This window comes from Nocardioides sp. Bht2 (assembly GCF_047308515.1).
Taxonomy (GTDB): Bacteria; Actinomycetota; Actinomycetes; order Propionibacteriales; family Nocardioidaceae; genus Nocardioides.
This window is the reverse complement of record NZ_JBLBWI010000007.1, coordinates 1-14,449: the sequence shown is the minus strand read 5'-3', so window position 1 is coordinate 14,449 and position 14,449 is coordinate 1. Positions and strand designations below refer to the sequence as shown.

Sequence of the window (14,449 nt, the reverse complement as noted above, 5' to 3'; positions counted from 1 at the left end):
TCCGTGCAGGTTCTGGTGGGAATGTTGAGCCTATTGATGTTGGCGACCTCGGCGGCTGCCGATGGGAATGTCAGCCCAGCTGACTCATCGTTCATCGCAGAGATCACCAAGGAAGCTCCGGGAAGCCAAGTCCCTACGGCGCCGGGCGGCTCAGACCCGACCGGCTCGTCTTCGGCGACCACCTCCGCCCCCGCCTGTGCCACCAACCAAACCGCCTGCACCCCCGTACCCGACTGCGGTCTCGCCGCAGGCGCACAGTTGGTCGGCGGCGTCACCCCGGATGGTCTCTCGATCGGCGGCTGTATGCCGGGCGCCTCCGCGCCGCCGGTCGCGCCAGGGCGGGTGACCCAGGGGCTTGTGTTGCGGGCGTTGCGGCGGGTGGGGTTGCCGCGTCCGGTGTTGATGGTTCAGCCGGTGGGTGGGCGAACGTTGGTCGGGTTGGAGTCGATCTTCTGGACGCGGGCCCCGCGGATGCGGCGCAGCGTCGTGGTGGTGGGTCGGCGGGTGGAGCTGGACATCGTGGCGCGGTTGTTCACGTGGCGACATGGGGATGGGTCGATGCAGGTGTCCGAGGGTCCGGGGGTGGGGTTTCGTCCGGGGCGCGTGTGGTCGAGGTACGTGTCCCATCGGTATCTGCGGGTGGGGGTGGTGCGTCCGCGGGTGGTGGTGTCGTACGGGGCGCGGTTTCGGGTGGAGGGCGGTCGGTGGCGCGCGGTGGAGGGTGTGGTGCCGATGGCGGGTCAGCCGGTGCGGGTGGAGGTGGTCGAGGCGGAGCCCGTCCTGGTCGCCCCTGGCCGCTGACCGTCTCCTGACTGCCCACCCCCACTAGGCTGTGGGTATGGCAAGTTCGGGGCTGCGGGGGACGGTGCGCGCTTTCGCCATCCTCAGCGTCGCGGTCACCGTCGGCGCCGGCGTTGCGGCAGGCGTGGTGCAGGCCACCGAGGCGCCTGCCACCTCCGAGCCGGGCGCAGCGAAGGTCGAACTCGGGACGAACCCCTTCGTCGGGACCTTCGACGCCGACTACTACGTGAACTGGGCGATCCAGAGCGGGACCGCCACAGGGGAGGGCAAGCCCGCCAGCTACCGGGTGCCGCTCTCCTGGACGGTGAAGAGCACGAGCACCGAACTGGTGGCCACCGACGACGCTGGTGTCACCGTGGCCCGTGGGCACGCGCCGTCCTACTACTTCGGCAACAACTGCCGCAACGGCGCGGGCACCGAGGTTCCCGCCGCCTGGACGGTGCTTGCCGACCCGGTTCCAGGCACTGACCTCGAGGCCGCCTCGACCAGCGCCGTCGAGACCTGGGTGCGGACGGTGGCACGCAACGCGGACGGCGTCGACGCGCCGCTCACCAGCATCGAGAGCACCCCGGTCACCCTCAACGACGGCACGGCAGCTGTTCGGAGCCGGGTGCGCGTCGACCTGACCGTCTTCAACGGCCCCTGCCTCGCGGACCAGGCGGAGCTCGCGGCCACCACGATCGCCACCGACGAGGGCGCGGTCAGCCTGATCCAGAGCCGTTACCTGCTCTCCGAGCGCGCAGTCGGCGACCGGGTCTGGGCCGGCATCGCGGCCTCGCTGAGGGCGCCCGACTAGAGCTTGCGCAACCGCACGTACCGGACCGAGTGGTCCCGGTCCTTGCGGAGCACCAACGTCGCGCGGGAGCGGGTAGGCAGCACGTTCTCGATCAGGTTGGGGCCGTTGATGGTCTCCCAGATCCGACCGGCTTCATCGACCGCTTCGTCCTCGGTCAGTGCGGCGTACTTGGTGAAGTACGACGCCGGGTCGCGGAACGCCGTTTCGCGGAGCCGGAGGAAACGCTCGGTGTACCACCGCTTGATGTCACTGGTGGCGGCGTCGACGTAGATGCTGAAGTCGAAGTAGTCGCTGACCGCGAGGCCCGCGCGACCGTCTTCGCGGACCCGCGCCGGCTGCAGGACGTTGAGCCCCTCCACGATCACGATGTCGGGCCGCTTCACGGTGACGGGCGACTCGGGGATCACGTCGTAACTCAGGTGTGAGTAAGTAGGCGCCTCGACCTCGTCCTTGCCCGACTTGATGTCGACCACGAAGCGGAGCAGGGCACGGCGGTCGTACGACTCCGGGAACCCTTTGCGGCCGAGGAGACCGCGACGCTCCAGCTCGGCGTTGGGGAAGAGGAAGCCGTCCGTCGTCACCAACGCCACCGACGGGTGCTGGGGCCAGTGCGCCAGCAGTTCGCGCAGAACACGTGCCGTCGTCGACTTGCCGACGGCCACCGAACCGGCGATCCCGATCACGAACGGGGTGCGCGGGGGATGGGGGCGCTCCAGGAACGCCTCCTGTTTCCGGTGCAGCTCACCGGCCGACTCGACGTACATGCTGAGCAGTTTCGAGAGCGGCAGATACACCTGCTGGATCTCGTCGAGATCGAGTTCTTCACCGAGTCCGCGGATGCGTTCCACCTCGGTGGCACTCAGCGGTTGCTCGGTGTGTTCGGCGAGAGCCGCCCAAGCTGCACGGTCCAACTCGACATACGGCGAGGTTTCCCGTGCCGCCTCGCGGGTCTCTGCACCGGTCGAGTACGACATGCCCGGTATTCTTGCAGTCGCTGTTACCGCTTCTTGGCGGGGTCCGTAAGAAGAGGGAGTCGGCACAATGTGCGGGATCGTTGGATACGTAGGGGCCAAGAGTGCTCAGGACGTCGTGATCGAAGGGTTGCGACGCCTCGAATACCGGGGTTACGACTCGGCTGGCGTGGCGCTGGTCTGTGACGGAGCGATCGCCACCGACAAGCGCGCTGGCAAGCTGGCGAACCTGGAGAAGGCGATCGCCGAGAACCCGCTGCCGGGCTCCACCGTCGGCATCGGGCACACCCGCTGGGCGACGCATGGCGCCCCGAACGACGCCAACGCCCACCCGCACCTGGGCGGTGCCCGGCGGGCTGCGCTGGTGCACAACGGGATCATCGAGAACTTCTCGGAGCTCCGTCGTGAGCTGGAGAACTCGGGCGCCGACCTGTTGTCGGAGACGGACACCGAGATCGCCGCGCATCTATTGGAGCGTGAGCTCGACGCCGGCAAGAACCTCACCGCTGCGATGGGCGCCGTCTGTCGGCGTCTGGAAGGCGCCTTCACCCTGGTCGCGGTCGACGCCAACGACCCGGACCGGGTGGTCGCCGCGCGCCGCAACTCGCCCCTCGTCGTCGGTCTCGGCGACGGCGAGAACTTCCTCGGCTCCGACGTCGCCGCCTTCATCGAGCACACCCGCAACGCTCTGGAGCTCGGCCAGGACCAGGTCGTCACCATCACCCGTGACGGCGTCGAGGTGAGTGACTTCGACGGCAACCCGGCCCAGGGCAAGGAGTACCACGTCGACTGGGACCTCGCTGCCGCCGAGAAGGACGGCCACGACTGGTTCATGCGCAAGGAGATCTTCGAGCAGCCGGAGTCGATCGCTGCTGCTCTGCTCGGCCGGCACACCGAGCGTGGTCAGCTGATGCTCGACGAGGTCCGCATCGACGACGAAGCGTTGCGTGACATCGACCGGATCATCGTGGTCGGCTGCGGCACGGCGGCTTACGCCGGCCAGGTCGCGAAGTACGCCATCGAGCACTGGACCCGGATCCCGGTGGAGGTCGAGCTCGCCCATGAGTTCCGCTACCGCGACCCGATCCTGACCCGCAACACGCTGGTGGTCGCGATCAGCCAATCCGGCGAGACCGCCGACACCCTGATGGCGATCCGGCACGCACGGGCCCAGCGGGCGAAGGTGCTGGCGATCTGCAACACCAACGGTGCCACCATCCCGCGTGAGTCCGACGCCGTGATCTACACCCACGCCGGTCCGGAGATCGGGGTCGCCTCCACCAAGGGCTTCCTCACCCAGATGGTCGCCTGCTACCTGCTCGGTCTCTACCTGGCGCAGTTGCGTGGCACCAAGTTCGGCGACGAGATCGCCTCCGTGGTCCGCGACCTGGACAAGGTTCCGGCCCAGGTCCAGCAGGTCCTCGACGGCGCCCAGCAGGTCTACAACCTGGCGCAGGACCTCCTCGACGCCAAGGTCGTCCTCTTCCTCGGGCGGCACGCCGGTTACCCGGTGGCGATGGAAGGAGCACTCAAGCTCAAGGAGCTCGCCTACATCCACGCCGAGGGGTTCGCTGCCGGTGAGCTCAAGCACGGCCCGATCGCGCTGATCGAGCCGGGGCTTCCGGTCTTCTGCGTGGTTCCGCCGCGCGGGCGCGACCAGTTGCACGACAAGATGATCTCGGCGATCCAGGAGATCCGGGCCCGGGGTGCGCGGACGATCGTGCTCGCAGAAGCTGGCGACGACTCGGTGGCCGACTACGCCGACGAGTTGATCGAGTTGCCGCAGGTCCCCGTCCTGCTGCAGCCCCTGGTCGCGACCGTGCCGTTGCAGTTGTTCGCCTGTGAGCTCGCCACCCTGATGGGCCACGACGTCGACCAACCCCGCAACCTGGCCAAGTCCGTCACCGTCGAGTGAACCGATGATCGTCGGTGTGGGGATCGACGTGGTCGCCGTCGACCGTTTCGAAGCCTCGATCACGCGCACCCCGGCGTTGCGGGAGAAGCTGTTCACCGACGCCGAACGGCACCTCCCGCTGCTCTCCCTGGCGGCTCGTTTCGCCGCCAAGGAGGCACTGGCGAAGGCGCTGGGCGCACCTCCCGGGATGGCATGGCATGACGCCGAGGTGATCAAGGAGGAGAGCGGACGGCCGCGGTTCGAGATCCGTGGTTCGGTGTTGCAGGTCGCTGACTCGCTCGGCGTCTGCACGGTGCACCTCTCGCTCACCCACGACGGCGGGATGGCTGCCGCCTATGTCGTTCTGGAAGGTGAACTGGGCTAGCCGTGTTGCGCGGGTCGGGGTGCCTGAGGGCGCAGGCTGAGTAGGCTCGCGCCATGCGTCATGCACACACCGTGGCCCAGGTCCGCGACGCTGAATCCACCCTGCTGGCCAGCCTGCCTGACGGCGTGCTGATGCAGCGCGCAGCCGTCGGCCTGAGCCACGCGATCATCGATTTCCTCGGTGGAATCTACGGGCGCCGGGTGGTGCTGCTGGTCGGTTCCGGTGACAACGGTGGCGACGCGTTGTGGGCGGGAGCCCACCTGGCGCGCCGTGGCGCTCGGGTGCATGCCGAGCTCCTGGCCGAACGGGTGCATCCGGCTGGTCTGGCGGCGCTACGGGCGGCGGGTGGCACAACGAGTGACGGTTCGGCGCAGATAGGCGACGGTTCGCGCCGTGTGAGTGACGGTTCGGCGGACGTGGTGGTGGACGGCATCGTCGGGATCGGCGGGCGGCCGGGGCTCGCGGAGAACGCGCAGCGGGCGCTGGCGCGTTACGCCGGCGTGCCGATGGTCGCGGTCGACGTGCCGAGCGGAGTGGAGGTCGACACCGGGCAGCTGCCTGGGGCCCATGTCTGGGCCGACCTCACCGTCACCTTCGGTACCTACAAGGTCGCGCACCTGGTCGCTCCGGCCGCGGCAGCCTGCGGCGCTGTGCACCTGGTCGACATCGGCCTCGACCTGCCGCCCAGTGCGATCCGAACGCTCCAGCGCGACGACGTCGCCCGACTCCTGCCGCGGCCCGGCGCACACAGCCACAAGTACACCCGGGGGGTGCTCGGCGTCCGTGCCGGCTCCGCCACCTACCCGGGCGCGGCCCTGCTCTGCATGGACGGTGCCAACCAGGGGCTGGCCGGGATGCTCCGCTACGACGGAGCGGCGGTGGACGCCGTCCGTACCCGCCATCCCGAGGTCGTCGGTGGCGGCCGGGTGCAGGCCTGGGTGGTCGGCCCGGGCAGCGGAGCGGACGCCGAGGCTGCGCTGACCGCCTGCCTGGCCGACCGGGTCCCGTTGGTGGTCGACGCCGACGCCCTGGCCTTCGTGACCGCGCCGCTCGAGGTGCCGGCGGTGTTGACGCCTCACGCCGGGGAACTGGCCCGGATGCTCGATGTCGATCGGGGCGAGGTCGAGGAGGCGCAGTTGCACCATGCCCGCGAGGCGGCGTCGCGGTTCGGCGCGGTGGTGCTCCTTAAGGGCCCGCGCACGGTGATCGCCGACCCGAGCGGTGAGGTGCTGATCAACACCACCGGGGTGCCGTGGCTGGGGACGGCAGGCGCCGGCGATGTGCTGGCCGGCGTGATCGGCACCCTGCTCGCCGCAGGGTTGATGCCGTGGGAGGCAGCCGGCGTCGGAGCCTGGTTGCACGGCGCCGCCGCGACCCGTGCGGCGGCCGACGGACCACTCACCGCCAGCGTGGTGGCCGCGACACTCCGGCCCACCATCGGTGACCTGCTGCACCCGGGGGCGGAGCGGGCCTGAAAGAATGGCCGTTATGAGCTCGACGCCTGCACGACGTGCGGAGATCGTCGTCGACCTCGCCGCGATCCGGCACAACGTGCGTCGGCTACGTGACCTGGTGTCGGCAGCGACTACTCCGGCCACTATGACGGTGGTGAAGGCAGACGCCTATGGCCACGGCATGGTCGAGGTCGCGCGTGCTGCGCGTGCTGCCGGATCCGACTGGCTCGGGGTGGCGACCCTCGACGAGGCGCTGGCGTTGCGTGCCAGCGGCGACGTTGGCCCCCTCTTCGCGTGGCTCGCGGTGCCCGGTGAGGAGTACCAGCCTGTGCTTGCGGCGGGGGTCGAGGTGGCCGGATACACGGTGAGCCAGCTCGACGGGATCATCGCCGCCGGTGCCGAGATCGGTGTGCAGCCGCGGGTCCACCTCAAGATCGACACCGGCCTGAGCCGCGGCGGGGCACACCTGCGCGACTGGGCCGCGCTGTGCACGCATGCCGCCGCCCTGGAACGGACCGGTGCCGTAGCGATCACCGGCGTCTGGTCCCACTTCGCGGCCAGCGACGAGCCGGAGCACCCCGCCAACGACGCCCAGCTCGGAGTCTTCAAAGAGGCGCTCGAGATCGCTGAGGCGGCAGGCCTCACGCCGCAGTGGCGGCACATCTGCAACAGCGCGGGCGCGCTGCTGCGCCCCGACGCGCATTTCGACATGGTCCGGTTCGGCCTGGCCAGCTACGGGATCGATCCCGCACCCGGCCGCCGCACCGACCTCGGGCTGATCCCGGCCATGACGGTGCGGGCCAAGCTGGCGATGGTCAAGGAGATCGACGCAGGTGCGGGTGTCTCCTACGGGCACACCTGGATCGCGCCTCGGGCCACCCGCGTCGGTCTCGTTCCGGCCGGCTACGGGGAGGGGATCCCGCGGGCAGCGGGCAACCGCGCCGAGGTGTGGGCCGCGGGTGCCCGTCGCCCGATCCGCGGAGTCGTCTGCATGGACCAGTTCGTGATCGAGTTGGGCGACGGCGAGGCCGACCCCGGCGACGAGGTAGAACTCTTCGGAACCGGTGCCGACGGGAGGGTGACCGCCCAGGACTGGGCTGACGCCTGCGGCACCATCAGCTATGAGATCGTCACTCGCATCGGTGGCCGCTTCACCCGGGTGCACGTGGACAGCGAGGACGCGCAGTGACGTTGTCGATCGAACCCGTCGGCGGTGCCGACGCGGCCGTCGTCCATGCCGTGGTGCAGGCCGCGTTCTCTTCGCGCCCGCCGTTGGACCCGCCCGCCGATGCACTCCACGAGACCGAGGAGTCGCTCCGCGAGGCGTTGGCCGCCAACGGCGGTCTGGTGGCGCGTCTCGACGGTGATCCGGTCGGTTGCCTGCTCTTCGGCCCGGGGAATGAACCGCTGTTGCTGGTCCGCCGGTTCGGTGTGGTTCCGGGAGCCCAAGGGCACGGTGTGGCAGGGGCGCTGGTGGCGGCTGCGGCCGCGGCGGCGCGGAGCCGCGGGCATGCCGGGATGCGGGTCTATGCGCGCGTCGAACTCCCCAAGTCGTTGGCCTTCTGGGATCACCACGGCTTCGTCACCTGCCGCACCGAAGGCGTCCTGGTGGAGATGGTCAGGCTCTTCGAGATCCGGATCCCGGTTCCGACCGCGGATGCCGCGCACGACCTCGGCCGCCGGTTGGCGAGCCAGCTCAAGGCTGGAGACCTGGTTCTGTTGACCGGTGGTCTCGGCGCCGGCAAGACGACGTTCACCCGGGGGATAGGGGTCGGTCTCGACGTCCGCGGTGAGGTCACCTCGCCCACCTTCGTGATCGCCCGGGTCCATCCGCCGAACGGTGCCGGCCCGGCGCTGGTCCATGTGGACGCCTACCGGCTCGGCGGCATCGACGAACTCGACGACCTCGACCTCGACACCTCCCTCGACGAGGCGGTCACCGTCGTCGAGTGGGGGGAGGGGCTCGCCGAAGGGCTGGCCGACAACCGGCTGGAGATCACCATCGTTCGCGGTGTGGGCGACGATGTCTCCGAGGACGACCCACGCGAAATGATCCTGCAACCCATCGGCGCGCGCTGGTGCGCCAACGACCTCGGTAATCTCTGAATCGTGCTGCTCGCTTTCGACACCTCGTCCCCCCAGGTCACCGCCGCGATCACCGACGGCGATGTCGTGGTCGCCGAACGGGTCTCCGACCGCGTGATGAAGCACGGCGAACTGCTGGCGCCGCTGATCGAGCAGGTGCTGGCCGATGCGCAGATCGACCGCTTCGACCTGACCGCGATCGCGGTCGGCACCGGCCCCGGTCCGTTCACCGGTCTACGCGTCGGGCTGGTCACTGCGCGGACCCTGGGCTTCGTGTTGGAGTTGCCGGTCTACGGCATCTGCTCACTCGATGTCCTGGCCGTCGAGGCCTGGGACAGCGGCGTGGTCGACGGAGACTTCGTGGTCGCCACCGATGCCCGCCGCAAGGAGGTCTATTGGGCCGCCTACAGCGACGGGGTTCGGACGGCGGGGCCCGAGGTCGAGCGGCCTGCCGACCTCGCTGCCCGACTCGCCGCCGGCACCCCGATCGTGGGCGAGGGCGCTGGACTGTACGCGGACCTGTTGGGTGCGGGCGTAGGCCCACAGCGGCCGTCCGCCGGCTGGCTGGGCCGGGTCGTCGCCGGCGAGCGTGCCGAGCTTCTCGACCCGGAACCGCTCTACCTGCGGCGCCCCGACGCGGTGGCGGCGCACCAGCCGAAGAAGGTGCTGTGAGCGCCGTGATCGCACTGCGCGAAGCGACGGTTGCCGACGCGGTGGGGCTGGCTGCCCTCGACGCGACCGGCTTCGAGGCGGACCGGTGGGACGCCGCCGGGTGGGAGAACGAGATCACCGGCGCCAACCGCCGGATCGTCGTCGCCCACACCGAGACCGCCTCTGACAGGGCCGATGAGCAGATCGTGGCGGTGATCGCCACGATGGTGCTCGGCGACGTCGCGGACCTGATCCGGATCGTGGTGGACCCGCGTTTCCGCCGCGGCGGCGTGGCCCGGCGACTCGTCCTTGAGGCTCTCGCCGCTGCTCGCGGTGACGGTGCCGAGCGGATGTTGTTGGAGGTCTCCTCCGACAACCACGGCGCGGTCGCCTTCTACCAGACGTTGGGGTTCACGCAGATCGATCTGCGTCCCCGTTACTACCGCGACGGGTCGGACGCGTTGATCCTGATGCGTGCCGCCGCACCGTCGAGCGAGGGGAGTGCCGGATGAGCAACGAGCCGTTGGTATTGGGGATCGAGACCTCCTGCGATGAGACCGGCGTCGGTATCGTCCGCGGTCACACCCTGCTGGTCGACGAGGTCGCGAGCAGCGTCGAGGAGCACGCCCGTTTCGGCGGCGTGGTGCCGGAGGTCGCTTCGCGCGCGCACCTCGAGGCGATGGTGCCGACCATCGATCGGGCCTGCGAGAAGGCCGGGATCTCGTTGCAGGACATCGACGCCGTCGCGGTCACTGCTGGTCCGGGTCTGGCGGGTGCGCTGCTGGTCGGCGTGGCGGCGGCGAAGGCGTTGGCCCTCGGCCTGGGCAAGCCGATCTACGGCGTCAACCACCTTGCTGCGCATGTGGCCGTCGACCAACTCCAGCACGGCGCACTGCCCGAACCCTGTATCGCGATGCTGGTCAGCGGTGGGCACTCGTCGTTGCTGAAGGTCAGTGACATCACGCTCGGCGTGGATCCGATGGGGGCGACCATCGACGACGCCGCGGGGGAGGCGTTCGACAAGGTGGCCCGGCTGCTCGGGCTCCCGTTCCCCGGTGGTCCGCACATTGACCGGACGGCGGCCTCGGGCAACTCGATCGCGATCGACTTCCCGCGGGGCCTGACCGCGAAGCGCGACCTGGAGCGGCACCGCTTCGACTTCTCCTTCTCCGGCCTCAAGACCGCGGTCGCCCGCTGGGTCGAGGCCCGGGAGCGCTCCGGCGAATCGGTGCCGGTCGCCGATGTGGCGGCGTCCTTCCAGGAGGCGGTCTGCGACGTCCTGGTCCGCAAGGCGCTGGATGCGGCCCGCTCGGAAGGGATCGAGGACCTGCTGCTCGGCGGTGGCGTCGCGGCGAACTCCCGGCTCCGGGTGATGGCCGAGTCCCGTGCCGCCGAGCTGGGGATCCGGGTCCGGGTCCCGCGTCCCGGGCTGTGCACCGACAACGGCGCGATGGTCGCGGCTCTCGGCTCCGAGATGGTGGCCCGTGGACGGACGCCGTCCGCGCTGGACCTGCCGGCGGACTCCTCGCAGCCGGTGACCACGGTCCTCGTCTGAGCGCTTCGGTCCTCCGCCCTGCGATGGGCGGTCCGAGCGGGCGGACGGTCCCAGAACTCCCGATACCGCCGACTGGTGCCCGCCGCGCTGCCGTCCTGCGGCCCGGGCAGATAGGCTCGACTCCGTGCGTATCTGCAGATTTACCCTCGGCGAAGAGCCCCTGTACGGCGTCCTGACCGGCGAACTCGACGAGTACGGTCAGCCCGGTGACGACGCGATGATCGTCGGTTTGGCCGGCGACCCGCTCTATGTCGGCATCAAGCTCCTGGATCAGGAGTACAAGCTGGACGACGTCCGCCTGCTGGCCCCGGTCCTGCCTCGCAGCAAGGTGGTGGCGATCGGCAAGAACTACGCCGCCCACGCGGCGGAGATGGACAGCGCCGTTCCTGACGAGCCGTTGATGTTCATCAAGCCGAACACCTCCGTGGTCGGCCCCGGCGACGACATCGTCTACCCGCGTCAGTCCAACGAGGTGCACTACGAGGGCGAGCTCGCCGTGGTGATCGGCCGGATCTGCCGCGACGTCCCGCCCGAGCAGGCCACCGACGTGATCCACGGTTACACGATCGCCAACGACGTCACCGCCCGGGACCTGCAGCGCAAGGACGTGCAGTTCACCCGGTCCAAGAGCTTCGATACCTTCTGTCCGCTCGGGCCGTGGATCGAGACCGACCTCGACCCGCAGACCTTCACCGACGGCATCAAGGTACAGACGTACCTCAACGGCGACCTCGTCCAGGACGGGTCCACCGCCGATATGGTCTTCGACATCCCGACCCTGGTGGCGCACGTCAGCAGCGTGATGACCCTCCTTCCCGGAGACGTCATCCTCACCGGCACCCCTGAGGGTGTCGGCCCGATGAACGTCGGCGACGAGGTGGAAGTCTCGATCGCCGGCATTGGAACTCTTACGAACAAGGTGGCCCAGCGAAAGTGAACGCAGCAGTGAGCAACTCCGACCGTCCGGTCCGGGTCCGGATGGCGCCCTCGCCGACCGGTAGCCCGCACGTCGGTCTGGCGCGCACCGCGCTCTACAACTGGGCGTTCGCGCGGCGCCACGGTGGCACCTTCGTCTTCCGGATCGAGGACACCGACAAGGAGCGCAACACCCAGGAGTCCTACGACTCGCTGATCGACCTGATGGGGTGGCTCGGTCTCAAGTGGGACGAGGGCGTCGTCGTCGGTGGCCCGTTCGGCCCCTACAAGCAGAGTGAGCGCACCGACATCTACGTCGACGTGCTGACGAAGCTGCGCAACTCCTCCTACACCTACGACTGCTACTGCACCACCGAGGAGGCCACCGACCGCCGTAAGGCAGCCGGCTCCAAGGTGATGGGCTACGACGGCTTCTGCCGCGAGCTCAGCGACGAGCAGCGCGCCGCCTTCGAGGCGGAGGGTCGCAAGCCGGTCGTCCGGTTCAGGATGCCCGACGGCGAGATCAGCTTCAACGACCTGGTCCGCGGAGAGATCTCCTTCAAGACGGAGTTCGTCCCCGACTTCGCGCTCTGCCGCGCCAACGGCGACCCGCTCTACACCCTGACCGCGCCGGTCGACGACGCCACCATGGAGATCACCCACGTCCTGCGCGGCGAGGACCTCCTCTCCAGCACCCCGCGTCAGATCGCGCTCTTCGACGCGCTCAAGGCGATCGGTGTCGCCACCGAGACGCCGGAGTTCGGCCACCTGCCCTACGTGATGGGTGAGGGCAACAAGAAGCTCTCCAAGCGCGACCCGCAGGCCCACATGGCGCTCTACCGCGACCAGGGCTTCCTGCCCGAGGGGCTGCTCAACTACCTGGCTCTGCTCGGTTGGGCGATCGCGGCCGACCGCGACGTCTTCACCCTCGAAGAGATGGTCGAGAAGTTCGACCTCGCCGACGTGAACCCGAACCCGGCCCGCTTCGACCTGAAGAAGGCCGAAGCGATCAACGCCGACCACATGCGGATGCTCACCCTCGACGACCTCACCCACCGGGTGCTGCCGTTCCTTAAGGGTGCCGGCGTGGTCACCGACCCGGTCTCCGACGCCGACGCCAAGCTCCTCGAGCTGGCCATGCCGTTGGTCTCCGAGCGGATGAACAAGCTGACCGAGTCCGTTGACATGCTCGCCTTCCTCTTCGCCGACGAGGCCACCTTCGTCCGCGACGAGGCGGACGTCGCCAAGGTGCTCAACGAGGACGGCCTCGCCGTCGTCCGGGCCGCCCTGGAGGGCCTGGAGGCGTTGACCACCTGGTCGACCGCCGCCATCGAGGAGGCGCTGCGCGCCAAGCTGGTCGAGGAGCTCGGTCTCAAGCCGCGCAACGCCTTCGGCCCGGTCCGCGTCGCGATCAGCGGACGGAAGGTCTCGCCGCCGCTCTTCGAGTCGATGGAGCTGCTCGGCAAGGAACGTTCGCTGACCCGGCTCCGGGACGTCCTGGCCTGATGGTCACTCCGTACCCGGCCGCTGAGGCCGTACCCAGCCCCGAACCGGTCGCCGGTTCGGGGCTGGCCTATCACCAGCTCCATCGGGCCGGCCCGCGCGGCGGATGGCGCGCTCCACTCGGCGTGCTCTTCCTCGGTTCGACCTGGCTGACCGCGGGCCTGATCCTCTCGTTGCTGATCGGCGTCGGGCACCTGGTCTACCTCTTCGCCACCGGGGTCGACGACCCGATGGAGCGGTTCGAGGACGTCCTGACGCTGGAGAAGTTGACCCCGCTCGGGTTGGCCTACCTGGCGCTGTCGTTGGCTGTCCTGATCCCGCTGGCGTTCGCCGCGCAGCGGATGCTGCACGGACTTCGACCCGGCACCCTGAGTTCGGTGGCGCCGCGCCTGCGTTGGCGCTACCTCTTCGCCTGCACGGGGTTGGCCGTCGTCGCCCTGCTCGCGACCTTGCTGGTCAGTGCGTTGCTCCCCGCGGAGACCGCAGGGGAGGTCGGCTCCACGTTGGCGCCGTTCACCACCACCAGCCTCTGGTTCCTGGTGGTGATCGCGTTCCTCGTCCCGATCCAGGCCGCGGGGGAGGAGTACGCCTTCCGGGGCTACCTGACCCAGGCCTTCGGTGGCCTCTTCCCGCAGCGACGTGAGCAGTTGGCGACCTGGGTCGCGGTTCTGGGGCCGGCGTTCATCTTCGCGCTGATGCACGGCCTCAGCCAGGACTGGCCGATCTTCTTCGACCGGTTCGCATTCGGCGTGGTCGCCGGCATCCTGGTGGTCCGCACCGGTGGACTGGAGGCGGCGATCGCCATGCACGTGTTGAACAACTGGTTCGCCTTCACCCTGGCGCTCGTCTTCGGTGAGATGGACACCGTGCTGACTCCCACCGGCGGCAGTTGGTGGAGCATCCCGGTCACCCTCACCCAGTCGCTCGTCTACCTCGCGTTGGCGCTCTGGTTGGCGAAGCGAATGGGCCTGGAATCCCGAAGTGGGAGGGGCGTTTTGGTAGCCAGGGGTGGGCGAGTGTAATGTTTCGTCTCGGCCCGCGAGGGCTGAAACACCTTGGGATATGGTGTAATTGGCAGCACGACTGATTCTGGTTCAGTTAGTCAAGGTTCGAGTCCTTGTATCCCAGCGAATAGGTTCCTCTTCGGAGGTTCCATGTTCATGCCCCGGTCGTCTAGCGGCCTAGGACGTCGCCCTCTCACGGCGGTAGCGAGGGTTCAAATCCCTTCCGGGGTACCAGCCGAACTCCCTCAGGTGACTGGGGGAGTTCGTTGCATTTCAGGCCTCCCCGCCCGCGATCGCCGGAGCCGCTCGCCGATTCCTCGATTCGCGTAGCGGCCGCCTTGCCTGCTAAAGTTCTTCTCGTTCCTGCCTCGGTAGGAGCGTGCCCCGGTCGTCTAGCGGCCTAGGACGTCGCCCTCTCACGGCGGTAGCGAGGGT

At 69.1% G+C, this 14,449-nt stretch carries 14 protein-coding genes and 2 tRNA genes; 15 read left to right on the top strand and 1 reads right to left on the bottom strand.

The genetic code is table 11. From position 1 onward, the window contains the following. Positions 1–618 precede the first annotated feature (618 nt). Positions 619–801 carry a hypothetical protein gene (locus tag ACLM5J_RS10990; RefSeq protein WP_413656453.1) on the top strand — a complete coding sequence of 61 codons (183 nt, stop codon included), beginning with the start codon at positions 619–621 and terminating at the stop codon, positions 799–801. A 37-nt stretch (positions 802–838) separates the two neighbouring features. Further along, positions 839–1,597 carry a hypothetical protein gene (locus tag ACLM5J_RS10985; protein ID WP_413656452.1) on the top strand — a complete coding sequence of 253 codons (759 nt, stop codon included), beginning with the start codon at positions 839–841 and terminating at the stop codon, positions 1,595–1,597. Here the strand turns inward: ACLM5J_RS10985 and coaA are convergent. Next, positions 1,594–2,571, bottom strand: a complete 978-nt coding sequence (coaA, locus tag ACLM5J_RS10980; protein WP_413656451.1) for a type I pantothenate kinase — start codon at positions 2,569–2,571, stop codon at positions 1,594–1,596. The genes ACLM5J_RS10985 and coaA overlap by 4 nt on opposite strands. 67 nt (positions 2,572–2,638) lie before the next feature. Here coaA and glmS point away from each other — a divergent pair, with 67 nt between their 5' ends. From glmS to ACLM5J_RS10915, 13 genes are all read left to right on the top strand, one after another. Next, positions 2,639–4,483, top strand: a complete 1,845-nt coding sequence (glmS, locus tag ACLM5J_RS10975; protein WP_413656450.1) for a glutamine--fructose-6-phosphate transaminase (isomerizing) — start codon at positions 2,639–2,641, stop codon at positions 4,481–4,483. Positions 4,484–4,487: 4 nt separating this feature from the next. Next, positions 4,488–4,847, top strand: coding sequence for a holo-ACP synthase (locus ACLM5J_RS10970; RefSeq protein ID WP_413656449.1), 360 nt, complete (start codon positions 4,488–4,490; stop codon positions 4,845–4,847). Positions 4,848–4,900: 53 nt separating this feature from the next. Next, complete coding sequence (locus ACLM5J_RS10965) at positions 4,901–6,322, top strand: NAD(P)H-hydrate epimerase (RefSeq protein ID WP_413656448.1); 1,422 nt, start codon at positions 4,901–4,903, stop codon at positions 6,320–6,322. Between the two features lie 13 nt (positions 6,323–6,335). Next, positions 6,336–7,490, top strand: a complete 1,155-nt coding sequence (alr, locus tag ACLM5J_RS10960) for an alanine racemase (protein WP_413656447.1) — start codon at positions 6,336–6,338, stop codon at positions 7,488–7,490. After that, the gene (gene tsaE / locus ACLM5J_RS10955) at positions 7,487–8,407 is read left to right on the top strand and encodes a tRNA (adenosine(37)-N6)-threonylcarbamoyltransferase complex ATPase subunit type 1 TsaE (RefSeq protein WP_413656446.1); all 921 of its coding nucleotides are present in this window, start codon (positions 7,487–7,489) and stop codon (positions 8,405–8,407) included. Before alr ends, tsaE begins: the two co-directional genes overlap by 4 nt. A gap of 3 nt (positions 8,408–8,410) precedes the next feature. Then, positions 8,411–9,058, top strand: coding sequence for a tRNA (adenosine(37)-N6)-threonylcarbamoyltransferase complex dimerization subunit type 1 TsaB (gene tsaB / locus ACLM5J_RS10950; RefSeq protein ID WP_413656445.1), 648 nt, complete (start codon positions 8,411–8,413; stop codon positions 9,056–9,058). After that, positions 9,055–9,549 carry a GNAT family N-acetyltransferase gene (locus tag ACLM5J_RS10945; protein ID WP_413656444.1) on the top strand — a complete coding sequence of 165 codons (495 nt, stop codon included), beginning with the start codon at positions 9,055–9,057 and terminating at the stop codon, positions 9,547–9,549. Before tsaB ends, ACLM5J_RS10945 begins: the two co-directional genes overlap by 4 nt. Next, positions 9,546–10,592, top strand: a complete 1,047-nt coding sequence (gene tsaD / locus ACLM5J_RS10940; protein ID WP_413656443.1) for a tRNA (adenosine(37)-N6)-threonylcarbamoyltransferase complex transferase subunit TsaD — start codon at positions 9,546–9,548, stop codon at positions 10,590–10,592. Before ACLM5J_RS10945 ends, tsaD begins: the two co-directional genes overlap by 4 nt. A gap of 124 nt (positions 10,593–10,716) precedes the next feature. Then, positions 10,717–11,529, top strand: a complete 813-nt coding sequence (locus ACLM5J_RS10935) for a fumarylacetoacetate hydrolase family protein (protein WP_413656442.1) — start codon at positions 10,717–10,719, stop codon at positions 11,527–11,529. 41 nt (positions 11,530–11,570) lie between these two features. Then, complete coding sequence (gltX, locus tag ACLM5J_RS10930) at positions 11,571–13,013, top strand: glutamate--tRNA ligase (RefSeq protein WP_413656592.1); 1,443 nt, start codon at positions 11,571–11,573, stop codon at positions 13,011–13,013. Then, entirely contained in the window at positions 13,013–14,032 is a 1,020-nt protein-coding gene (locus ACLM5J_RS10925; protein ID WP_413656441.1) for a CPBP family intramembrane glutamic endopeptidase, read from the top strand. The genes gltX and ACLM5J_RS10925 overlap by 1 nt, the downstream gene beginning before the upstream one ends. A 34-nt stretch (positions 14,033–14,066) precedes the next feature. Then, a tRNA-Gln gene (locus tag ACLM5J_RS10920) sits at positions 14,067–14,138 on the top strand. Between the two features lie 34 nt (positions 14,139–14,172). Then, a tRNA-Glu gene (locus ACLM5J_RS10915) sits at positions 14,173–14,248 on the top strand. The last annotated feature ends 201 nt before the right edge of the window (positions 14,249–14,449 follow it).

Bases quoted from the DNA above. Each gene is read 5' to 3' on its own strand.
- ACLM5J_RS10985 (WP_413656452.1), top strand. From the start codon at position 839: ATGGCAAGTTCGGGGCTGCGGGGGACGGTGCGCGCTTTCGCCATCCTC.
- coaA (WP_413656451.1), bottom strand. From the start codon at position 2,571: ATGTCGTACTCGACCGGTGCAGAGACCCGCGAGGCGGCACGGGAAACC.
- glmS (WP_413656450.1), top strand. From the start codon at position 2,639: ATGTGCGGGATCGTTGGATACGTAGGGGCCAAGAGTGCTCAGGACGTC.
- ACLM5J_RS10970 (WP_413656449.1), top strand. From the start codon at position 4,488: ATGATCGTCGGTGTGGGGATCGACGTGGTCGCCGTCGACCGTTTCGAA.
- ACLM5J_RS10965 (WP_413656448.1), top strand. From the start codon at position 4,901: ATGCGTCATGCACACACCGTGGCCCAGGTCCGCGACGCTGAATCCACC.
- alr (WP_413656447.1), top strand. From the start codon at position 6,336: ATGAGCTCGACGCCTGCACGACGTGCGGAGATCGTCGTCGACCTCGCC.
- tsaD (WP_413656443.1), top strand. From the start codon at position 9,546: ATGAGCAACGAGCCGTTGGTATTGGGGATCGAGACCTCCTGCGATGAG.
- gltX (WP_413656592.1), top strand. From the start codon at position 11,571: ATGGCGCCCTCGCCGACCGGTAGCCCGCACGTCGGTCTGGCGCGCACC.
- ACLM5J_RS10925 (WP_413656441.1), top strand. From the start codon at position 13,013: ATGGTCACTCCGTACCCGGCCGCTGAGGCCGTACCCAGCCCCGAACCG.